Raw genomic sequence first — 22,482 nt, 5'->3', positions numbered from 1 at the left:
CATCTGTACCCATGGACTAGATCAGAGGATGACATCTCGATTACGCGCCCGCACAACTCGATCATAACCGGCCAGGTCGCGCTGTACCGTTATTTCAGCCTCTGGTAGTACCTGGCGTAGCAAGTGTGTCACAGATGACGCTTGCCAGGCGCCGATTTCTAATAATATTGCACCACCAGGTTTCAGATAGGTCGGAGTCGCCGGGATCAAGCGACGATAACAGTCGAGACCATCGGCGCCACCGTCAAGGGCAAGGTGTGGTTCGTGCCGATATACCCCTTCGTCGATCTCGGCCAAAATCGTGTAGGGTGGATTGCTGACAATCAGATCAACGGCTGTGGGGAGCGGTTCACAGAGATCGCCATGCAGCAAGATGACCCGTTCGTGCAGGTGATAGCGATTGACATTAATGGCTGCCACTTCTAGCGCTTCAGTACTCAGATCAACGCCGTAAATGGTGGCTTGAGGCAGATGCTTTGCCAGTGCAATTGCGATAGCACCACTCCCAACGCCAATATCGGCGATGGTAAGTGGTTTGTTGCCGTAGCGTTGGGCCTCTTTGATGGTTAGCTCAACCAGTAATTCTGTTTCGGGACGTGGAATGAGGACACGCCGATCAACGAAGAAGGTAAGACCAAAAAATTCACGCTGACCAATCAGATAAGCTACCGGTTCGCACGTGGCACGACGTTCGATCAGGGCGTTGAACGTTGCCTGTTGTTCCGGCGTGAGGCGCTGTTCCCGTTCGGCAACTACTCTGGCGCGAGACCAGCCCAAAACATGGGCGAGCAGGAGTTCAGCATCAAGCCGGGGTGTTGACGAGAGCGAATGCAAACGCCTGGTTGCCTGGTAGAGTGCCTGTTCAATCGTGAGATTCATCATAGACAACTGCGGCCTGTGATAAAGGTAGCTGATGTTCTTTCTCATCTGATATTACCACGAGTGTACGAAAGCAGCGGTAGATGCCTGAGCGGAGGTCTAGCGATGTTCACCGTTGTCGGACACCCGTCACCCGAGAGCCTGGGAGCGCGGGCCGCTGGCCCGCATGGTGCGGTGGGCTGGTGGAACCCATCGTTTGGCGCATCAGCACACCATGGGTGGGGGCAGGTTTCAAACCTGCCCCCACTATGCATGCGGTGACGGGCATGATCGGTGCGACAGCAGCGGGTGAACGGGTGCACATTGCTCCTGGGAGCGCGGGCCGCTGGCCCGCATGGTGCGGTGGGCGGGTGGAACCCATCGTTAGTGGGGGCAGGTTTCAAACCTGCCCCCACTATGCATGCGGTGACGGGCATGATCGGTGCGACAGCAGCGGGTGAACGGGTGCACATCGTTCCTGGGAACGCGAGCCGCTGGCCCGCATGGTGCGGTGGGTTGGTGGACCCCATCGTTTGGCGCATCAGCACACCATAGTGGGGGCGGGTTTCAAACCCGCCCCCACTATGCATGCGGTGACGGGCATGATCGGTGCAACACCAGCGGGTGAACGTGTGCACATTGCTCCTGGGAGCGCGGGCCGCTGGCCCGCATGTGACTGCAGGAGCCTAGGAGAGGAACCTGAGAGCACTGGCCTCTGGCCCGCAAGGGAATGCGAGGGTCGCTTTGGTATGCCGTGTCAGGTTAAGGCGTTGCCGTGTCCGTGCTGCAGAACGCACTTGGCATCCCCTACCGGTTCCATACCGGGTGAGGAATTGGGAGTTTGTGCCTCTCACACTTCTCATCACCTGCACTCATTATCGGCTGCGGAAACTCAGGCTTCCGCAGCCTCATGAGGCAGAAACCATACCGGCACGTGCTGAGAGGTGAGAGAATGCACTAAAGTTTCCCAGACACTGCTCTGCCCAAATGCTAATCTATGCGTCGCTCACTAAAATCGCGACCGTCGAACGAAAGTAGACGTCGCTTCTCTTCGATGACCGTTTCCAGATGGACAGGCCGCGTCCAGATTTTATACAAGTTGCGCATCGTCTCACGGGCATAGTCCATCTTGAGATCAACGCCTTCGTGGCGATGGCGTAAGTAAAGTTCACCCCGGTTGCCGTAATTACCATCTTCGACAAAGATGACCGGCTGGCCAAAATTGGTGAGCCGGAAGAGCAATTTCTCTTTGACCTCTTTGAACTCGCGTGAAGCAATCTCGTAGAGATCGGTATCGCGATTGTAGCGGAAGGTAAAGAGTTTCTGCTCCATCACGAATTCTGGGGTGAGGAATTCGTCGATAAATGTCACATCGTTGTAGAGTCGGCGCACCTCGAAAATCTTCTGGCGACCGAGACCGAGCTGTTTATCCCACGAGCGTTTGAGAGCGATGTCATCACACTCTTCGTACTCTTTGCCGAATTTACCCTTGTTCCAGCGATCCTCAATATCGCGCAGGAGTTCTAGCCCCAGTTTGTAAGGGTTGAGCCGACCACCGCTTGTCGCGACCACGCCCGAATGGAGATCGGCAAATGAGATGATCTCGGCAGCCGAAGCGACACGCTGGGTCATAATGGTGCTATGCCAGTAACTGTTGTGGTTGATGAACCCCTGCGCAGCGTAGCGATGCGTTTCGGTGACCGAAATATCGTACACATCGGCACGACCGCGTTCAATGGCAACAATCTCGTCCGTCCAGGTAACAGTGGGCGACGGTGTGGTGTAGGCACGTTTAAGAGCCGTAGGATCATCGATCTGCAATGTTGTCTCGATCCGGCGCGCCAGGACACCCAGGTTTGCCAGCAGCAGTTGCACCGTCTGAGCAAGTTCGATACTGACGCAGGGAATGGTCAACTCTTGGGAAGTATCGACAGCACCGGCGATGAAAGCGCGCAGGAATGCGACGACCTGTGGTCGCGGTGAACGGCGGATGGCGTCTAGCGCACGGTGATCGGGATGCGTTACACAGCGCTGGCCGATGGCCGTCGCCATAGCTTCATCAACAACTTCTGTCGGAGCAGAGTGATAACGATGGCGACGCGATGGTAACGATGGACTGGTAGTAGCACTAACGGTTGCCAGCACCTGCGGCAATGGCATGCGACGCCGCAACCGTGCCGGCTGCGTGGCCCACAGCTCCGTACCACCGGCTATACGTACCTGATCACCAACGCGAAGGGCATCGAGCCGACGCCACTCGCCAGAAGCCAGCATAACACGGTGATTGAACGATCCGGTCAGCGTAAAACCGGCACGGGTATGAATGGTTACAGTCGGATAAGCGGTGAAACAATTCCAATCGTACACCGTCTGTTGCCGCTCGCCATCGCTTACCTGTGACCGATAACGGCGCGAGACCAGCTCACGCAACGGGATAATGCCACGGTCGGTCGGGATCAGACTATCACCGTGGAGGCATGCCCATCCCTCGTTCAGAATTTTGGTCATGCCCTGTGGGGCGAAGTAATAGGCTTCATCGCGAATGATTTCGAGTACCGTATGCTGCCAGTTTTCGAGGGGGGCAAAATTCATCAAAAAGAGCAGGACATCACGTTGTGGATTCTCTGGAAAGCGACGCTGACGGGCACGCTCCTCCTCGAGTTTTCGGCGCTGGGCTTCAAGAAACTCTGGTGGATTGATGTAATCGCGCATGTACTCACGTTCGACCGGTAAGCCCTCGACGACCGGTGGCTCTTCGTCGCTCACGATAGGGCGCGGTGTCACCGCTTCGGAGCGCCGAATATACGGAGCGTGGTAATCGATCAGGTTTTCCAGCGACAGACAGGTGTCAATGAAATCTTCAACCTGATCGTAGCCGATTCGGTCGATAATGCGCTGAATGCGGGCAGCGTGGTTTGCCATGGTGTCGAGCATCTTGCGATTGGTGTGGGCAAACCACATATTATTCTTGAAGAAATCGACGTGACCGGTGACGTGCGCCATCACCATCTTCTGCGTCACATCTTCGTTACCCTCGAGTAGGTAAGCGTAAGCCGGGTTATTGTTGATCACCATCTCATAGATGGTACTCCCCGTCCAGACATGGCCCTTGAGCAACTGATCGTACTCCATCCCGAATCGCCAATGGGGATAGCGCGTTGGGAAGCCGCCGAACGCCGCTACCTCATACAGGGTTCGGTAATCGAGCACTTCGTAGATAATGGGGAAGAAATCAAGGCCATACTCACGGGCAATCTGCTCGATCTCCTGTCGCGCTTGTTCGAGATGAGCGGGAAGGCGGGTACTTTTCATACGCACACCAAATCGGGCTAGGGCGATCAGCGGCCTTTGCCGAGGAAGGCGCGGATCGCATCGTAAATATCGTCACGATCGGCAATTTCGGCGATCACAATGCGGTCATCGCCGCGCAGGTATTCTTCAAGGTCATGGGCAAAACGCCCAGAGCCGTAGAGCGAACGAACCTGGCCGTAACAGAAGAGATTCACTTTAGGCAAGAGTTCACGCTTGAGCAGTTCCACACATTCACGGGTATCACCACCGCCCCAGTTATCGCCATCGGAAAAGTGGAACGCATAAATATTCCACTCGGTCGCCGGATAGCGCTCGTCAATCAGGCGATTGCACAGTTTGTAGGCCGATGATATTTTGGTACCGCCACCTTCACGGATATGGTAGAAGGTCTGTTGATCGACTTCTTTGGCAGCGGCGTCGTGGACGATATAGCGAATTTCGATGGACTTATACTGTGAGCGCAGCCAGGTCTCGATCCAGAAGGCGGTCATCCGCACCAGCTCTTTTTGTTCGGTACCCATCGAACCCGACACGTCCATCATATAAATAATGACGGCGTTACTTTCGGGCATAAGGGTTTCTTTCCACGAACGATACCGCATATCATCGGGGATCGGGATCACCACTGGGTTGTTGATGTCATACTCACCAGCAGCAATCTGGCGTCGGAGTGCTTCGCGGTACGTTCGCTTGAAATGGCGGAGCGAATTTGGGCCGGTACGTCGGATACCGCTATACTTGTCCTTCTCGCTAATCAGATTCTTCTTGCCTTTAGGCTGAATGTTGGGCAGTTGCAACTCTTCACCCAGGATTTGGGCCAGTTCTTCAATCGAGACATCAACTTCCAGAATGTGTTGACCAGGTTCAGCACCCGCCTGACCGGCGCCGGGTTGACCATCGCCCTGTGCTATCGGATCACCGATGTTTCCATCGCCTTGCCCAACACCACCAGCCTGTTTAGCACCGTAGCGAAACTGAGGTATATCGATCTGCGGCATTGGGATACTGACAAAGCGCTTACCCTGCCGTCCGATCAATTCACCTTGCGACATATATTTGCGCAGGTCTTTTTTGATCCGCCCGCGTACAATTTCACGGAAGCGGCTGAGATCGCGTTCAGCACGTTTCATTGACATCGCCATAGGAGTACCAATCCTGGTAACGGAGGAGGGCGACACGGCGCCCTCCTCGATGCCGGTTGTCGGTTGAGTGTTGAACAAGCTACTGCCGAGGCTTAGCGACGTGTATCACCACGGGCAAAGATCGAAGCCACGTAGTTGAGCACATCAGTCGCCGACTGCTCGTTGTAGCCGAAGTCACGGATCAGGCGAGCCTTCACCACGTCAATCTTTTCCTGCGTATCGCGGTCGATCACGCGCGAAACGAGCGATGTGAGCTTGATGCTATCTTTCTGATCTTCGAAGAGCTTCAGCTCGAGCGCCTTGTGGAGCCGCTCGTTCGTGCGGTAATCGAAGGTCTTCCCTTCAATTGCGAGGGCGCCGATGTAGTTCATAATCTCGCGGCGGAAGTCATCTTTACGCGACTCCGGAATATCGATCTTCTCCTCGATACTGCGCATCAGACGCTCATCAGGCTCTTCGTACTGGCCGGTATAGCGGTTGCGCACCTTCTCGCGCTGGGTGTAGGCCTTGATGTTATCGATGTAGTTTGCGCACAGGCGCTTGATCGCCTCTTCATCGGCTGAGATCGCCCGCTGGACCTCATTTTTCACTATCTCCGTATACTCTTCGCGGACAATCGCCAGCAGATCACGGTAGCGCTTGCGCTGCTCTTCATCGGTGATGAGTGCGTGGTTCTTCAGCCCACTCTCTAGCTCGTTGAGCACCATGAAGGGGTTGATGTAGCCTTCTTCCTGGTTGCTTACCAGCGCGTTCGATATTTTATCCTGGATGTAGCGCGGTGAAATGCCCTCCATCCCTTCACGTACCGCCTCTTTGCGCAGCTCTTTGATGTTGTCTTCGGTAAAGCCGGGTAGTGTTTTCCCATTGTAGAGTTTGAGCTTTTGCAAAAGGGTGAGGTTCGGCTTCTTCGGCTCTTCGAGACGGGTCAACACGGCCCACATTGCCGCCATTTCGAGCGTATGGGGAGCAATATGGACACGAACCTTCTTCTTGTTGAAGTCGCGCTCGTAGATACGCACTTCGTCGCGCAGGCGCGTGACATACGGGATGTCGATGCGCACAGTGCGATCTTTGAGCGCTTCCATGAATTCGTTGTTTTCCAGGCGGCGATACTCTGGCTCGTTAGTATGGCCGATAATGACCTCATCAATGTCGGTCTGCGCAAACTTCTTCGACTTGATGCGGTGCTCCTGAGATGCGCCAAGCAGATCGTAGAGGAAGGCGACGTCGAGCTTGAGCATCTCGACGAACTCAATAATGCCACGGTTCGCGATATTGAACTCACCGTCGAAGTTGAAGGCACGAGGATCAGAATCAGAACCGTAGATGGCAATCTTACGGTAGTTGATGTCACCGGTTAATTCGGTGCTATCCTGGTTCTTCTCATCCTTGGGCTGGAAGGTACCGATCCCGATGCGATCCTGCTCGCTGAACACCAGCCGGCGTACCCGCACGTGGCTCATCACCTTCATCCAGTCGCCTTCGTAGCGCTGCATGAGTTCGCGGAAGTGGAAGCGACAGACCGGACAGAGATCACCTTCGATACGAATTTGACGATCCGGGTCAAGCCCTTCATTGATCCGCTCGATAAAGGTTGTCCGTAATTCACGAGGGATGAGGTGGAGTGGCTCTTCATGCATCGGACACTTTTCCCACTCCGATTCGGGAACCTTGCGCCAATCGAAGGTATCATGATTCTCGATGATGCCGGGATACCAGTCGTAGGTGTAGAGTGCGCCTTCCTCGGTGCGCGAGTAGTGTTCGAGACCGCGCTTGAGACGGCGGACGATGGTTGACTTCGAGGAACCGACCGGCCCGTGCAGTAGGAGCACTCGTTTCTCGGTACCATACCCGCGTGCAGCACCTTTAAAGAAGTTGACTAGCCGCATGAGTGGAATTTCCAAACCGAAGATCGCGTCGTCGCCATCGAACGATTCGTCGGAAAAGAACTTGTAACGAATCAAGCGCTTTTTGGCGTCGATAAACTCCTCGGTTCCATACGACATAATCATGTCGTAGACCCGCTGAAACGCATTACGGGCAACTTGCGGTTTGCGGGTGACAATATCGAGGTAATCAGCGAAGGTACCGCGCCAGTTGAGCTGTTGAAAGCGGCGACGATCCTGCTGCTCGCCAATCATCTTCATCAACTCAAAACCGGATAGAGTCATGTTCATACATCCTCCTGCTGAGGGATTACTCCACCGCCAATCCGGCGGAGTGTGTTAGTTCGTTGCAGCATGCATCAACCATTCGGGTGATGCTGCTTCTACCGGGATGCCAACGTGCAGGGTACAGACTGGCTTTTCTGCGGCGGTGTTGCCGCGTGCCAGTGAGCTCGCGCGCCGTATGGGACAGCTATGCGTGCTCTGGGAAGCGGTACGAGGAATCTTTCAAGTAAGGGTATTATATCAAGGTGTTTCGCGCCCGTCAAGGACTTTATGTCGTGTTGATCATTTGTTCAGAAAGGAACTTCGATGACTGAAGTAGACCTGGTATTGTTTGTCATTCTTGGTCTGTTTACTATTCTCGGTCTGTACTGGGGTATTATCCGGCAAGTGCTGGCAGTGGTAGGATTTATTGTCGGCTTTATGCTGGCCGGGCAATACGGTAATGAGGTAGCAGTCTGGCTGGGTTCGTTTATCACCGATCCCAATCTGGCGCAGGGATTGGGCTTTATTGCTGTGTTGCTTCTGGTAAGCGGCATTGCCAGTTTGCTTGCATCGTTGTTGCATTCACTGGCGGGGCTGGTCTTCTTGGGATGGCTCGATCATCTGCTGGGTGCGCTGCTGGGGTTAGTCCAGGGATTGCTTGCCGTCACAGCACTGCTGATCGTTCTGGTGGTCTTTCCCGTTGAGCCGTGGAGCAGCTTGCTCCGTAGTTCCCTGTTAGCTAGCTGGATGTTACGCCTCGGCGAGCCGCTCACGCTGTTGCTGCCTGAACTATTTGTAACCGCAGTGCGCACGTTTAATGAGTTTGGGATTTTGCCGTAAGGCGGTACCGGCAGGGGCCGATTCTGGACGACGCTGGATCACCTTTCCCCTAGCCCCCTTCCTCATTCCATTAGGTGAGCGAAAGGGGAGGGTGAAGCTCGTAGCAGCCTGGTGCACCGGCGGATAGCCTGCTTCCAGCCGTGCAAGAAGATGGCGACACACACCATCATGCAGACGCACGAATGGGGCAGCGTGTAAGGCAGTGAATAGCGGAGATAAATGGCTACACAATCGACGGTGTTTTTCACAGAATTGGTATAACGCCGGAATACACATTGTTGATCAGATGTTTGGGGTGATAGCATTGTATAAAGCTGCGGTACCCCTGGAGTCAAGCCGAATGATCGTCTCTGGATGTACAGGCGCAGCACTGCTGCGCCCTGACCGAATCTTCTTCTGCAATATGAGGTACTCACGATGCGGGCCAGAGGCCCGCGTACCCAGGTGCTTGCGATGCGGGCCAGAGGCCCGTGTACCCAGGCGCACACGATGCGGGCCAGAGGCCCGTGTACCCAGGCGCACACGATGCGGGCCAGAGGCCCGTGTACCCAGGTGCTTGCGATGCGGGCCAGAGGCCCGCGTACCCAGGCGCACACGATGCGGGCCAGAGGCCCGTGTACCCAGGCGCACACGATGCGGGCCAGAGGCCCGCGTACCTAAGTGATGGACTAACGAAGTTTCTCACCCTTTTCTTTCCGTCCGTTCTCGATACGGCGACACTCTGGAAACGCTATTTCAACTGAGTGCTTCTCAGAAGAATCGTCTCGCAGTTCAGCGGATGAAACCTATCGATGGATGTACGAGCGCAGCAGCGCTGCGCTCCAACCGATCTGCTTGCTGCTGCGACAGGATAGATCGGATAGGCTCTTATACTCTCGCGCGACACAGTTCGTTGTAGAGGGATTCGTAGCGTGGCAGCAAACGGTCGGCGGCAAAACGCTCAGTGGCAACCCGACGGGCGTTGGCACCTAATTGCCGTCGGGTATCCGGATCATTGAGCAAGCGTACAATCCAGGCTACCATCGCCGGTACCGTGGGTGCGAGAATACCGGTCTCGCCATGGCTGACAATATCAGGTGTTCCGCCAGTCGGCATGGCAAGGATTGGTGCGCCGAGCGCGGCTGCTTCGATCAATGCCCGCGCCAGTGGTTCACCCCAATTCGAGGGAAAGAGGAACAGATCGCAGCGACCGGTCAGGCGTAAGAGTTCATCGTGATCAACCCAGGCCAGTACTCGGCCGGGTAAGCGGTAAGTGGTCAGGGTGTCGGCAATGGCCTGGCGCATGGTGCCATCACCTGCAATCAAGAGGGTAAAGGGTGGAAGCTGATGACGGTACGCAGCCAGTGCTGCGATTAGATCGATAAGTAAACCGGCGCCTTTGTTCATCTCTAATTTACCGGCGAACAGCAGGAGTGCCCCGCTCCAGTTGGTACGGGGTGGGGTAGCTGCGATAGCATCAGTGGCGGCGATGTCAACAATGTTCGGCAACACGTGGATGCGGTGCGGTTCAATGATAGTGCGCAGGCGACGGGCAATGTACTGGCTGGGGGCAATCACCGCATCAGCGGCGGCCAGTAACCTGGTCCGTCGGCGAAGATGGGCCAGCATGTACGGAATCGCAGCGATGGCCAGGGTCCCGCGTAATGGGCCGAGGCGCGCAGGAAGATCGGTAGCTAACGCGGCCCACGAACTCTCAGGGTATGGGAGACGATTTCCATGGAGACCGGTGGCAAAGTAATCCCACGGCCAGTGATCACGCACCGTTACGACAACCGGTACGTTGAGCGTTTCGCGGGCAAGGATTGCAGCGGCAGCAGCTTGAGTATGCTGCGCATGAATAATGTCTACGCCCCCGTTGTCGTGAGCAGCCGTGATCATTGCTTGCGCCAGTCGTGGCCAGAAGCGCTCGTGACGAACGTAGTTCTGGATAAATGGCAGCTTCGGCGCATAGTACGGGATGCGTTGTACCGGTATCCCGGCAAGTGACGCAACGAGCGGCGAACGACAGGGCTGGCGACAGGGAACAAGAACCTGTACGGTGTGTCCGCGTGCGTGGAGGCCGGTGGCCAGAGCGTAACTGCTCCACGCTGCACCGCCACGGCCATCGGGTGGGAATACGTCTGAAGGGATCAGGATGCGCATATAGTGTGATAAGCAGCAGATCGGACGGAGAGCACAATCGTTTGCTTTTCAGCGTGCTCTGTTCGTCTTGTCATAACGAACCACCAGGAGCGCGCTTGAAAACAGGTCTATGCCTGGGAAGTGCGTGGTTCAGGATGGTGTTCAACGTCTGGATAGTGTTCATTACTCGTTTTGCCCCGTTGTCCGCGGAGAAGCGATACACAAAAGATGAAGACCCTGCCTGATTCACTCTCACCGCTGCAATGCAATATATTACGGCAACCTGCTACTCAACCTGCTTGCTAAACTTCTCAATCGCGACCATCAGGTCAGAAAAGGTACGTTGTAAACCGATCAGATGCTCTTGCTGGGCACGGACAAAGCGAATAAATGGTGCATTCCGTTCACGAATCTGGTGCAGGGTTTGTTCGCTCTGGCGTTCGATCTGCTGGCGTAACTCAGCACGTAGCCGGGTGCGTACTTCATCGATCTTTTTGCGCAAACTCTCCTTCGCCTGCCGTCGTTTAGCCGGTAGAATTGCCAAACCCAGGCCGGCCACTGTCAAAGCAGCCAGAATACCGGTAACGTCGAGTAACACCGTATGAAACAGAGCAACCAGGGTTGCGCCCAAACCGACAGCACCGACACCGGTAATGGCTGTTGCCGCGACTGACGACTGAATTTCGCCGGCCAACTGCTGGGCTTCAGCATTACGGTCGTAACTTGCGATAGCGATTTGCGCAGCCTGCCCGAGATGTTCTAACAAAGCCTGCCGATTGTAGGCAAAACTCCCGCCAACTTGACCCAACATCTGGTCGCGATAGGCCAGCGCGCGCTGTTGAATAAACTCGTCAATACTTTGTTGTAGACGGAGATTTTTTTCAACCAGCCAGTCGATTAACTTCTGAATGCGTTCATCGATCTGGTGATAGGTATCCCCGATAACCTCGCGCTCGAAGTCAGCTCGCAGTCGATTTCCATCCACCAGATCGCGAATCCGGCTCAGTCGGATCGTTTCATCACAGAATCGTTCGCCCCGTTCCTGCAGTGCAATCAACACTCTATCAATTTCGCCGATGTGGTATTCGGCATCTTGCTTCAGTTCATCGTGAAAAAGGGCCAATTGACGTTCGATCTGCTCAATGGCGTACACATCATCACGCAGGGTTGCCAGACGGGATTCGGTAGCAGCGAGGTATGTTTCAGTTACCCGTCGTGCTACCCCTAGCGGCGAGAGTATCTTCAATCGAAAGCGGGTCTCTTCATCGAGGGTGTCAATCACGAAGTGCTCGAAGGCCGCCATACCACTGGCCTGCCATTGCTCGACTGCATGATCGGGTTGTTGCCGCGCCTGCAATGCACGGCGAGCCGAGACCAGAAACAGCTCAGGCGATTGTTCTAGCACTCGATTGACGTGCTCTCGTACAAATTGGGCAACTTGCTCTTGCTCGGCAGGGGTTAGGATGTCAATTTTATTGATCACAACGACAACCTTCTTACCCCAGTCTTTTATCAACTCAAGGAATGTCCGTTCGCTTTCGGTAAAGGGGCGGTCGGCAGAGGTAAGAAAGATCACCAGATCGGCACGAGGGATAAAATCGCGGGTCAGACGTTCGTGCTGCCGAATGACAGCGTTGGTGCCGGGTGTGTCAACCACAGTCAGTTGACGGAGCATCTCGGCAGGGTAGTGGTGAAGCCGTAGACCGGGTTCGATCAGTTCATCAAACGGTTCATCACCGTATTTCAGCAACGTGATCGCATCGGTGGTTGGCGTCACGCCCTCTGGTAATACCTGTGCGCCAAGCAAGGCATTGAGGAAGGTGGATTTACCGGAATTAAACTCACCGGCGACAACGATCAGAAACAGCTCGCGCAGACTGGCCCGACAGCCGGTGAGAGCGTTGCGGTCAGTTGTTTCGACATCGGGGCCAAACTGATCGAGCGCGGCGTCGATCTGGTGCAACAACGCTTCGAGATCGTTGAGCAACACATCTTGCTGATCGGTGGTTAAACGTCGTCGACGAAACAGGCCAAAGGGTAGTGTTATCACAGCTTTCTCATCAAACGTTCAGTCGCGCAGGTTACATGCCGAGGTTACGGGTGACAACCGCCAGAGCTGCCAATGTCAGCATCAGGCCGGTGATGCCATACAGCAGACCAGGGACAAGATTGGTGCGATCCCAGAACGGATTCCGGCGTACTGGCGTGTTGGTTTCGATCCGACGGCCACGCCAGTACGTGACCCTGGTTGTTGGTCGCGTACCGGGAATTGCTAGCCCAAGCATTTGGGCAGCATGATAGATCAACCAACTGCCTGGCAGCGCGAGGGCCAGGGCAGTGATCGGCCACGGTAGACTCCGTGCATTTGCCAGGACAATGATAATAACAAAGAGCGCAATCCAGCGCCAATCGATGCGCAGCGCAGGCACAGACATCTCCTTTCGTAATACAAACATGATAGCACATGTAGGGAAAGTGGAAGATGGGTCGCGAGGAGGACTACCTGTTAGGTGAGTCCTACCTACACGACCTGATGCAATGCCTGCATAACGAGTGGCGCCAGTTCGCGCAATTCAATCGGCTTGGCGGCGTAGAGTTCAACACCTAGTGCCTGCATTCGGGCGCGTAACCCAGGGGTATCATAGGCCGTCAGGGCCAGGATAGGGAGGTACGGACGGTATGTGCGCACCGCTTTGATGAGTGCCGCTGCTGCACTGTACGGACTGGGATCGACAATCAGCAGATCGACATGACCATTGGCACACGCCAGCCAGGCCTCGTTCGCGTTGGTGGTTGCTTCGACAATAACTTCATCACCAAGCAAAGCTTGCAAGCCACGTTGCGTAACCAGCGCTGCTGTTGGATCGTCGTCGTAAATTTGAATACGATAAGCTGCCATGGTATCAGCTTCCAGGTATGGGTTGAATCGGTAGTATTCGCATGCCGTGTTCTCGTTTTCATCCTATGCTGTTATCATCTATCCGGCGAGACTTGAGGCAACAACGTGTAGTGGTAAACCAATAACAAATCTGCTTGACTCTGAGGTTGCTTCGCGTTACCATGGCGGCGGCAGTAGTGTAAAGCGCCGACGAGGACGAGTAGCCCGATACTAACCACAGGGAGAGCGCGTCGTGACTGAGAGCGTGCTCGGTCGCAGATCGGGTGAAAACCCCCTCTGAGTGGCTCCCGGAACGCAGATTGCCAGTATGGGAGCACGGGATTCGCCCGTTATCGCGAGGAATGAGGCCGGACACCGGATGGTGTTCGGTGAACACAGGGTGGAACCACGAAGCAGCTCTTCGTCCCCGTGCGGACGGAGAGCTGTTTCCGTTAGGCACGAAGGAGTAACGTATGCGCGTGTCCGCCCGTCGGCTCGCTGCCCGGCGGCGAGAAACAACTGGCTGTGCCAGTCAGGTCATCCGCATTGGCCTGGGATTGGTGACCATTGCTCTGCTCTTTATGTTGCTTGTTCGCCCGCAGATCAGTGTGACGCTTGGTCGTCGTTTTGCCGATCTGCTCGCCCCTTCAGGGCCGACGGTTGACGTTGCCGGTGCTCCGCTGCCGGTGTTGGTTGCAGCTCTGCCACCAGGTAGGGTAACGGTTAGCGAAGCCGAGGTTAACGAATATCTAACCGATATTGGGGCTACGTTGCCGGTCGAGGCAGTGCAGGTTCGCTTTCAAAACGAACGCGCCGTGATAAGCGTCCAAGCTTACGGTATGACTGGAGTGATCAGTGGTGGAATTACTGTGCGTGATGGACGCCTTGCCGTCCTCGATCCCCAGGTTGCGGGGCCATTGGCGATGTTTCTCTCGGCGCCTGATCTTACCACTGTTCTGAACGAACGACTTAACGCTGAATTCAGTCGGCAAGATCGCCAGATAATTGAGGCGCGGATCATCGACGGTTACTTGACCATTGTTACAAGATAGGAGGAAACACTCGCTATGCCAGTCGATCCAAACAGCGATCCCTATTACCGCTTGCGTCACTCGCTGGCCCATGTGATGGCGCAGGCTGTGCTAGAAATCTTTCCCGATGCCAAAATTGCGATTGGACCACCGATTGAAAATGGCTTCTACTACGATTTTGATTTGCCACGTCCGCTAACGCCTGAAGACCTGACCGAGATTGAAAAGCGGATGAAGCGTATTATCGCTGGCAATCATCCATTTATCTACCGTGAAGTCAGTGCGGAAGAAGCTCGCCAGATCTTTGCCAATCAACCGTATAAGCTAGAGCTGATCGAAGGTTTAGCTAAAGGGCTTGACGAGTACGGTGAGACGCATCATGGCGATACCGTTATTTCGACGTACCGTCAAGATACCTTTGAAGATCTCTGCCGTGGCCCCCATCTCAACCACACTGGCGAGATCAATCCTGAAGCCTTCAAGTTGATGAGCATTGCTGGTGCTTACTGGCGCGGCGACGAAAAAAACCGTCAGTTGCAACGCATTTACGGTACAGGTTGGAATACCAAAGAAGAACTGGAAGCATACTTGCATCGGCTAGAGGAAGCACGTAAACGTGACCATCGTCGCCTTGGTAAAGAGCTGGGTCTCTTTTTCTTCTCTGATGACATCGGTCCTGGTTTGCCGATCTTTACTCCCAAGGGCGAGATCATTCGGCACGAAATGGAAACGTATGTGCGAGAAGTTCAGACCCGCTACGGTTATCAGCACGTCTGGACAGGTCACGTCGTGAAAGAGCAGCTCTACCGCAAGTCGGGGCATTACGATAATTATCGTGAGAGCATGTTCCCGCCGATGGTTGAGAGCGAAGACCTCATCTTCCGGCTCAAACCGATGAACTGTCCTAGTCACATGACTCTCTACAACCAGCTCGGTGTCATCAGCTACCGCGATCTCCCGATCCGCTTTGCTGAATTCGCAACCCTTTACCGCTACGAAGATAGCGGTGCGTTAAGCGGGTTAACCCGTGTGCGTGCATTGACGCAGGATGATTGCCATATCTTCTGCCGCCCCGATCAAATCCAGGAGGAGTTTAGCCTCGCGCTACAGGTCATTCGTGAGGTGTTGAGTACCTATAAGTTTACCGACTATAAAGTGCGCCTATCACTGCGCGGGAAAGAAGGAAAATACGTTCAGGATGATGAAAAGTGGGAATTAGCGACCGCAGCGCTGCGCAGCGCCCTCGAAGCTAACGGCGTCGATTACTTTGAAGCTGAAGGTGAAGCCGCCTTCTATGGGCCGAAAGCCGATTTTCTTGCGCGTGATGTGTTAGGGCGCGAATGGCAACTAAGCACGATCCAGGTTGATTTTATTCAACCCGCCCGTCTGGGTTGCGAATACATCGGTGAAGACGACAAACCTCACACCCCCGTCGTCTTACACCGTGCCGTCACCGGTACGACCGAACGGTTTATGGGTATTTTAATTGAACATTACGGTGGGGCATTTCCACTCTGGTTGGCACCTGTGCAGGCGGTGATCATCCCCATCACCGACAAACAAATGGATTTTGCCCGTCAGGTACGTCAGCGGCTGTTTGCCGCCGGTCTGCGCGTTGAACTCGACGACAACCGTGACCGGATGCAAGGCAAGATTCGTCGTGCTCAGTTGCAGAAGATTCCGTATATGCTTATAATCGGCGCCAGAGAGGAAGCTGCCGATGCTGTTGCTGTGCGCACCCGTAGTGGTGAAGACCTGGGTGCAATGGCCGTTGACGCATTCCTGGCACGTGCGCTAGATGAGATTCGCACCCGCAAGTGAGGAGTATCTCCATGACCGTTGAGAACGACGCTATTGCCGAGGTGGCACGCCGATTTGCCGAGGCGATCCACGCCGAACGGACTGCAACGCTCGAAGCGCTGGCGGCTGAACGCGAAGCTGCCCAACGTTTACTGACCGCACTGCGCCGCGAACACGAACGACAGACGGCGTCGGCGGCTGGCGCCTTTATTACTGGGGTGGTGGTCGGAGCGGTGCTAGGCTTTGCAGTAGTTGCTCTGTTCAATCCACGTTCAGGTCGCGAAACTCGCCAACATCTTGCCGCACGTGTTGGTGTAGTGCGCCAGTCATTTGCTGAACGGTTACGGGCAGCCATTTCGGCCGGTCAGCGTGCCGCTGCCGAACGTGAGCAAGAACTGTGGCGCGAATATCGCAAACGGATAAGTGAACGACCGCCCCAGGAGCCGCTGGCATGATCGGTCTACAAGCGATCACGCCGATAGCGCCGGTCGGTCATTATGGGGGAAGGGAATGGTGGTTCACCACCGGAATGGGGCGGGGTCAGCACCCGCCTCTGCCACCATTCCATGAAAATTGTATTTCGGTGAACTATCGCTATTGTAGGGTAGGAGTGCGGTATACTGCATGAAAACAGTGATGAAGAACTTAGTCCCTTTATCCCATCAGGAAACTTGATCGTCCTACCTAAGACCTGCCACATCGAATTGAAACACACTTCGGCTCGCCGGTAGCACATCACAACGAGGATTGCATGGACGCTGAGATTATCGCAATTGGTTCAGAACTCCTGCTCGGTGTAACGGTTGATACCAACAGTGCCTATCTTGCTCGCCAACTAGCGGCTGCGGGCGTCAATGTCTATCGCAAAATGGTCGTTGGCGACAATGTCGACCGCATCACTACCGCTGTTCGTGAGGCACTCAGCCGAGCCGATCTGGTGATCTGCACCGGTGGTCTCGGCCCAACTCTTGATGATGTTACCCGTGAAGCGGTAGCCGCCGCACTGGATCGGCCCTTGGAGTTCCATCCCGAACTGCTCGATCAGATTGCCGCTCGTTTCGCAGCAATGAACCGTCCGATGAGCGAGAGCAACCGCCGACAGGCGTATGTTCCTGCCGGAGCGCGGATCATTCCTAATCCACGTGGTACAGCGCCAGCCTTTCTGATCGAAGATGAGCGGGGAACCGTGGTGGTGCTGCCTGGAGTGCCGGGTGAGATGCGTTATCTGTTTGAAACGGCGGTGTTACCGTATCTTCGTGAGGAACGTGGCATCACGACCGTAATACTGGTGCGTACCCTGCATGCGGTCGGCCTCGGTGAAAGTGTGATCGGCGAGCGGATTGCCGATCTGATGCAACAGACCAACCCCACCGTCGGGATTTCAGCCAAACGTGCCCGCTACGAATTACGCATCGGTGCGCGTGCCGAAAGTCAGGCTGAAGCCGAAGCGATGATTGCCCGCACTGAGGCAATCATTCGCGAACGTCTCGGTCAATACTTGCTAGGAGAAGAAGAACTACCGACGGTGGTCGCTCGTCTTCTGCGAGAGCGCCATCAGACTCTGGCGCTCTACGAAGGAATCCTCCGTGCGCCGGTTTTGCAGGCCTTGTTGTCGCTGCCCGACAGTGATCAGGTGTTGCGTGGCGTAGAGATACATCCGCTCGATAGTCCCGCCGATACTCAGGCGGCATCAGACTTGGCTGCTGCTGGTGCAGCCAATGTCGCCGAACGCTGGCAAAGTAGCATCGGTTTAGGTGTCCAACCGGCAAGTTGGCCAGATACCAACGGCTTTACAAGCGTCTCGTTTGCGCTCATCACCCCTACGGGCGAACGACGGCTAAACCGTCCCTTTGATCTCCGCTCATCTGATGGCTTTGAGTTTATCGGAACAGCAGCGCTTGATCTCCTGCGTCGCTATCTAGCCGGGGAGCCGGAGTAGTGTATACCTCATCATCACCGACAACGTTATCGGCGGCCATTGCCCTGATCTGCCGTGATCCGGCGTGGTGGTGGAAATGTCTGCTCCACGGGGCACTGGCAATGACGATTATCGGTTTGCCGTTAGCAGTTGGTTTCATTATGGAGAGCTATGATAATAGCCGCCGTGGCTTTCCCATCCCGTTACCTCCATGGCGTGATTGGACATTGCGGGCCATAACCGGTATCCTGGCCTTGCTCATCGATCTGGCCTTCTTTGTTCTCCCCCTTATGATCGGTATTCTGGTGTTGGTGTGTAGTGGTCTGACGCTGGTGCTGGCCGCCCAAACGCAACTGCTCGAACCGGTTATGCGCGGTATTCTGAGCCTGATAGGGTTGCTTTGGGGGAGCCTGTTTCTCATCGGTGTGGCCCCTATTGGTCGGCTTATCTTTGCCGAGGAGGGTCGGATTGAACAGGCCCTCAGCCTGGACACGGTGCGACGCGCATTCACACCGCCGTACCGTACTTATTTCTGGCGCGCACGACTGACCAGTCTGGCTGCATATCTACCGGCTGGACTGTTAGCTGTGTTGATGTGGGGGCTGATGGTCTTGAATGCACCACTGCCGCTAATCATTCTGGATGGGTGGTTCTTGTGCAGCGCCGGGGTCTTTGCCCAATTGGTCGGTGCTCAACTCTATGTAGCGGCGGAACGGCAGGCGCAACTGATGACTCGTGCCTGAGTCGAGGCGAAATGGTTGCCCGCAGTATTTGCTGCCTGGTTCTTGATCGGGCTCGGAAAATGACACTTTGCTCAAACGTTCTGTCGTTTTCGGAATGCCCATCAGAGAGCTTGATCGGAGTACCTCATGAATCTTACACGCGCTTTTAGCTTCGTATTCGATGATCCAGACTGGTGGAAGATCACCCTTACAATCGGTCTTTTACAATTTATTCCATTTGTAGGGCAGATTGCTCTCCTGGGTTGTACTATTATGACTGCACGTTCGCTGGCGAGTGGGCAAGAAAGACCATTACCCAGATTGGATCAGATCGGTGATATGTTTCGAGAAGGTTTCTCTAGTCTTATCATATCTGTTTTTTATTATTTACCAATAATCATCTTTTCTTGTTTCTTTTTTTGTTTAGTCGGTGTTATCATTGCTTCCAGCAGTAATCGCGAACCGCCGTTTGGGATACTGATCGGCCTGTTGATCTGCTTCAGTATTATGCTATTGCCATTTACCCTTATTACCCAACCGGCATTACTCATCGGCATTGGTCGGTATGTGCAGACAGGCTCATTCAGTGCAGCCTTACAGCCAGGAGAAATCTGGCAGTGGTTTCGCAATTATCCGGTAGAGTGGTTAGTCTTGTGGCTTGTTTCGGTGTTGTGCTATTTCGTTGCCAGCCTGGGAAGCATCTTCTTCATGATCGGTATCATCTTTAGCGTACCATATGCAGCGTTCGTCTTCGGTCATCTACTTGGGCAAACGGTTCGACAGGTAACCACTACGCCAGCGCCACCGTCGTTGTAACTACAATTAGGAGGACGCAATGGCTTTTCGCGACCTCATTCAGCCACGAGAACTGCTCTATCCATCAAATCTGTTGACGATCAGCCGTTTGTTACTCTTGCCGGCAACGATTTACTACATGCAGCGCAATGACCGTCGTCAACGGGCGTTGGTATTACTGGCGCTTACGATGCTCACCGACGCTCTCGATGGACCGATTGCCCGTCGGCGTGGCGAAGTGTCGAAGCTAGGCCAAATTCTCGACCCAATTGCCGATAAGGTGTTGATCGACTCGGCAGCAGTGATGCTGTCTCGCACACGCGGGTTTCCGTGGTGGGCAACCGGCTTACTCATCTTCCGCGATGTTGGGATTTTACTTGCCGGATTCGTTGTTCTGCGCCGCAAAGCCCATATTACCACCGCAGCCAGTAGTGGTAAGCTAACGACCCTGGCGATGACGCTGGTTGCGTTGCTTTATCTGGCTGGAGGTCCGCGCTGGGGCAAACCGGCTCTTTACGCAGCACTGATCCCATTTGGTTTTTCGTTTGTGGAATATGGCTGGCGTTTCTGGAAGATTATGTGCACGGATAATTGATGGCACGAACTGTAGGGGCAGGACGAAACCGGCCCCTGACAATTCATCGCTTGCGTATGGTAATCTCGTCGTAACGTACAATCGCGCCGGCTTTATCAAAACTGGTAACTGCCAGACCAATCTCGCCACTGGTAAAGGTCGGATCACGGGTCTTTTCGAGCTGACGGTCGTTGACAAAGAGAGTAATCTCGTCGCCGTTCAGTACTACCCGGAGGCGGTTCTTTGCCGCATTGATCACGTTATGCTTGGTCCAATCGATGAGCGTGACCCACTGATCGTCTTTTAACAGTTCGAGTGCGTAGTAGCCATCGTTGGATACACTGAACAAGTAGAAGTTGTTGGAATCCTGATAGTGGAAGATCAGCCCGGCTGCAACGTTTGCACTGTTCGCGGGAACTGAATAGCTCGTTTCGATTACCACATCACGGTATGTTCCTTCTACCAGCGCCCATACCAGCATCTCTGATTGTTTCACTTCGATGACGTAGTTGCCCTGGTCATAGGCGTAACGCGAGCTCCTATCTTCGCTCTCCCCTAGATTGCTCGCCTGCGGGTCTTCAAAATCGTCACGAAACAAGACTTGCCCATCGGTGACCGGTGCAACGGCGCCGCTGCTACCGGTGGTTGGCGATGTCGATATCAGGTCTTCCGAAACGGTATTGAACATTGAGATCGATAGGAGTATGGCCACACATGTAACTATAAATATGAGAAGTAAACAGCCACCTCCACCAACCAGCCCCCACACCAACCAGTTGTTTGAGCGTTGCGCCGTCATACCGGTCGTAGAGGGGATTTGTAGTGGGCTGGGGTGCGTTGATAATCCGCCGTATGCAGGAGGTGGCGGCGGCAGAAACGGATCAGGAGGTGTTCCTACGCTCTGTACAGGAGGAATAACGGGTGGTACTCCTGGTGGTGACTGAGGTGGTGACGACCCGACCGGCGGCTGCGTTGGTGGCAACACGACCGTTGGTGGTACTCCGGCTGGTGGTTGATTGGGCGGCAACACGACCGTTGGAACGCCGGCTGGCGGTTGATTGGGCGGCAATACGACCGTTGGAACGCCGGTTGGTGGTTGGGGTGGAGTTGCGGCTGAGTTTCCGGGAACGCGCGTACCACACTCTGGACAAAAACGATCTTCGGGGGACAACTTACGGCCACATTGAGCGCAGAAGGTAGGCGATTGTGGTTCACTCATATTATCTCCTTAGTGTGACGCACTATGCTTATCGGCAAGATCTGCGCCAGACAGTATCTCGCGCAACGCTGCAACAAACATCTCATTCTCGGTGTGGGTACCAAATGAAACCCGCATCCAACCTGGTAATCCCCAGCCACTGAGTGGCGTTACCAACACCCCACGTTGGGCCAGCGCGGCTGCTACTGTCGTATCATCAGGCACTGCTACCACCACAAAGTTCGTCTCACCCGGAATAACGGTAAGCCCCATCGCCCGCAGTTGGGTGGTCAGAAACGTTCGACTGGCGGTAGCATGCGCTAGTGAACGTTCGAGATGTTCGGCGTCGTCGAGTGCTGCCAGACCGGCAATCTGAGCCAGGGTATTGACGTTGAACACCGGTCGTACTCGTTCAAGATAAGCGATCAGGTCGGGGTTGCCGAAGGCGTAACCCAAGCGTAGCCCGGCCAAGCCGTGAATTTTGGCAAAGGTACGTAGTACCAACAGGTTCTCCTGGCCGGCTCGCACCAGCGGTAAGAGATCGGGAAAATCGGGACGAGTGACAAATTCCCGATACGCCTCATCAACTATCACCAGCACATCGCTTGGTACCTGTTCAAGAAACCTCATCAGTTCCGCTGCGCCAACGGTTGTGCCGGTCGGATTATTGGGATTACAGACAAAGACCAGGCGAGTCTGTGGGGTAATCGCGGTGACCATTGCCGGTAGATCGTGCGTCATCTCACGCAGGGGAACCTGGCGGGCAATTGCGCCCTGGGCCTGAATGCGTCGTGCATAGCTGATAAACGATCCCTGAGCCAGTACGGCTTCATCGCCTTCACCAAGTAAGGCGTGGCAGACCAACATGATCAGCTCATCTGAACCATTGCCGAGCATCACCTGATCGGGTTGCACATCAAACCGCTCGGCCAGAGCATATTTCAAGGTCGTGCCGCTGGCATCAGGATAGCGATGGATATTGTTCAGCGCAGCCTGAAGTGCAGCCAACGCCCGCGGTGAAGGGCCTAACGGGTTTTCGTTCGCTGCCAACCGCACAGACACCACGTCGGATGTGGTGCGTCGCGGTGGCGGGGCGGGGGGTAATGCCTGCACAAACGATTTCTTACGAACTGGCACGTG

At 54.9% G+C, this 22,482-nt stretch carries 18 protein-coding genes; 8 read left to right on the top strand and 10 right to left on the bottom strand.

Annotated features, from left to right (window positions below):
* Nucleotides 1–21: 21 nt before the first annotated feature.
* The 4 genes from prmC to QTO31_RS16865 form a co-directional block, all read right to left on the bottom strand.
* Nucleotides 22–879 (bottom strand): peptide chain release factor N(5)-glutamine methyltransferase, encoded by an 858-nt coding sequence (gene prmC / locus QTO31_RS16880; protein WP_035419802.1) that lies wholly within the window; start codon nt 877–879, stop codon nt 22–24.
* Nucleotides 880–1,848: 969 nt separating this feature from the next.
* On the bottom strand, nt 1,849–4,170 hold the full coding sequence (locus tag QTO31_RS16875; RefSeq protein WP_301430249.1) for a SpoVR family protein: 2,322 nt from the start codon (nt 4,168–4,170) through the stop codon (nt 1,849–1,851).
* Between the two features lie 26 nt (nt 4,171–4,196).
* The gene (locus QTO31_RS16870; RefSeq protein WP_031461221.1) at nt 4,197–5,306 is read right to left on the bottom strand and encodes a DUF444 family protein; all 1,110 of its coding nucleotides are present in this window, start codon (nt 5,304–5,306) and stop codon (nt 4,197–4,199) included.
* Nucleotides 5,307–5,404: 98 nt separating this feature from the next.
* A complete protein-coding gene (locus tag QTO31_RS16865) occupies nt 5,405–7,483 on the bottom strand; it encodes a PrkA family serine protein kinase (protein WP_301430300.1) in 2,079 nt (692 codons plus the stop codon).
* Nucleotides 7,484–7,789: 306 nt separating this feature from the next.
* On the opposite strand from QTO31_RS16865, the gene QTO31_RS16860 reads away from it, so the two are divergent.
* Nucleotides 7,790–8,305, top strand: coding sequence for a CvpA family protein (locus QTO31_RS16860; RefSeq protein WP_301430247.1), 516 nt, complete (start codon nt 7,790–7,792; stop codon nt 8,303–8,305).
* Between the two features lie 867 nt (nt 8,306–9,172).
* On the opposite strand, the gene QTO31_RS16855 is transcribed toward QTO31_RS16860, so the two are convergent.
* From QTO31_RS16855 to QTO31_RS16840, 4 genes are all read right to left on the bottom strand, one after another.
* Nucleotides 9,173–10,447 carry a glycosyltransferase family 4 protein gene (locus QTO31_RS16855; RefSeq protein WP_301430246.1) on the bottom strand — a complete coding sequence of 425 codons (1,275 nt, stop codon included), beginning with the start codon at nt 10,445–10,447 and terminating at the stop codon, nt 9,173–9,175.
* 265 nt (nt 10,448–10,712) lie between these two features.
* Complete coding sequence (locus QTO31_RS16850) at nt 10,713–12,476, bottom strand: dynamin family protein (protein ID WP_031458861.1); 1,764 nt, start codon at nt 12,474–12,476, stop codon at nt 10,713–10,715.
* Between the two features lie 31 nt (nt 12,477–12,507).
* Nucleotides 12,508–12,861, bottom strand: coding sequence for a hypothetical protein (locus QTO31_RS16845; RefSeq protein WP_301430245.1), 354 nt, complete (start codon nt 12,859–12,861; stop codon nt 12,508–12,510).
* Between the two features lie 86 nt (nt 12,862–12,947).
* Nucleotides 12,948–13,325, bottom strand: coding sequence for a response regulator (locus tag QTO31_RS16840; protein WP_028458520.1), 378 nt, complete (start codon nt 13,323–13,325; stop codon nt 12,948–12,950).
* Nucleotides 13,326–13,777: 452 nt separating this feature from the next.
* On the opposite strand from QTO31_RS16840, the gene QTO31_RS16835 reads away from it, so the two are divergent.
* From QTO31_RS16835 to QTO31_RS16805, 7 genes are all read left to right on the top strand, one after another.
* Entirely contained in the window at nt 13,778–14,356 is a 579-nt protein-coding gene (locus QTO31_RS16835; RefSeq protein ID WP_031458863.1) for a hypothetical protein, read from the top strand.
* A 15-nt stretch (nt 14,357–14,371) separates the two neighbouring features.
* Complete coding sequence (gene thrS / locus QTO31_RS16830; RefSeq protein ID WP_031458864.1) at nt 14,372–16,156, top strand: threonine--tRNA ligase; 1,785 nt, start codon at nt 14,372–14,374, stop codon at nt 16,154–16,156.
* Nucleotides 16,157–16,167: 11 nt separating this feature from the next.
* The gene (locus QTO31_RS16825; RefSeq protein ID WP_301430243.1) at nt 16,168–16,590 is read left to right on the top strand and encodes a YtxH domain-containing protein; all 423 of its coding nucleotides are present in this window, start codon (nt 16,168–16,170) and stop codon (nt 16,588–16,590) included.
* 296 nt (nt 16,591–16,886) lie between these two features.
* Nucleotides 16,887–18,074 carry a competence/damage-inducible protein A gene (locus QTO31_RS16820; protein ID WP_301430241.1) on the top strand — a complete coding sequence of 396 codons (1,188 nt, stop codon included), beginning with the start codon at nt 16,887–16,889 and terminating at the stop codon, nt 18,072–18,074.
* Nucleotides 18,074–18,796, top strand: coding sequence for a DUF4013 domain-containing protein (locus QTO31_RS16815; RefSeq protein ID WP_031458867.1), 723 nt, complete (start codon nt 18,074–18,076; stop codon nt 18,794–18,796). The genes QTO31_RS16820 and QTO31_RS16815 overlap by 1 nt, the downstream gene beginning before the upstream one ends.
* A 126-nt stretch (nt 18,797–18,922) precedes the next feature.
* Nucleotides 18,923–19,591 (top strand): DUF4013 domain-containing protein, encoded by a 669-nt coding sequence (locus QTO31_RS16810; RefSeq protein WP_301430239.1) that lies wholly within the window; start codon nt 18,923–18,925, stop codon nt 19,589–19,591.
* Between the two features lie 19 nt (nt 19,592–19,610).
* Nucleotides 19,611–20,165, top strand: a complete 555-nt coding sequence (locus tag QTO31_RS16805) for a CDP-alcohol phosphatidyltransferase family protein (RefSeq protein WP_031458869.1) — start codon at nt 19,611–19,613, stop codon at nt 20,163–20,165.
* A gap of 43 nt (nt 20,166–20,208) precedes the next feature.
* Here QTO31_RS16805 and QTO31_RS16800 read toward each other — a convergent pair whose 3' ends face one another.
* On the bottom strand, nt 20,209–21,363 hold the full coding sequence (locus QTO31_RS16800; RefSeq protein ID WP_301430238.1) for a zinc-ribbon domain-containing protein: 1,155 nt from the start codon (nt 21,361–21,363) through the stop codon (nt 20,209–20,211).
* Between the two features lie 9 nt (nt 21,364–21,372).
* Nucleotides 21,373–22,479: a histidinol-phosphate transaminase gene (gene hisC / locus QTO31_RS16795; RefSeq protein ID WP_301430237.1), complete on the bottom strand. Its 1,107-nt coding sequence runs from the start codon at nt 22,477–22,479 to the stop codon at nt 21,373–21,375.
* Between the last annotated feature and the right edge of the window lie 3 nt (nt 22,480–22,482).

The organism is Chloroflexus sp. MS-CIW-1 (assembly GCF_030444705.1).
In the GTDB taxonomy this organism is placed as follows: domain Bacteria; phylum Chloroflexota; class Chloroflexia; order Chloroflexales; family Chloroflexaceae; genus Chloroflexus.
This window is presented reverse-complemented; position numbering and strand designations above follow the sequence as displayed.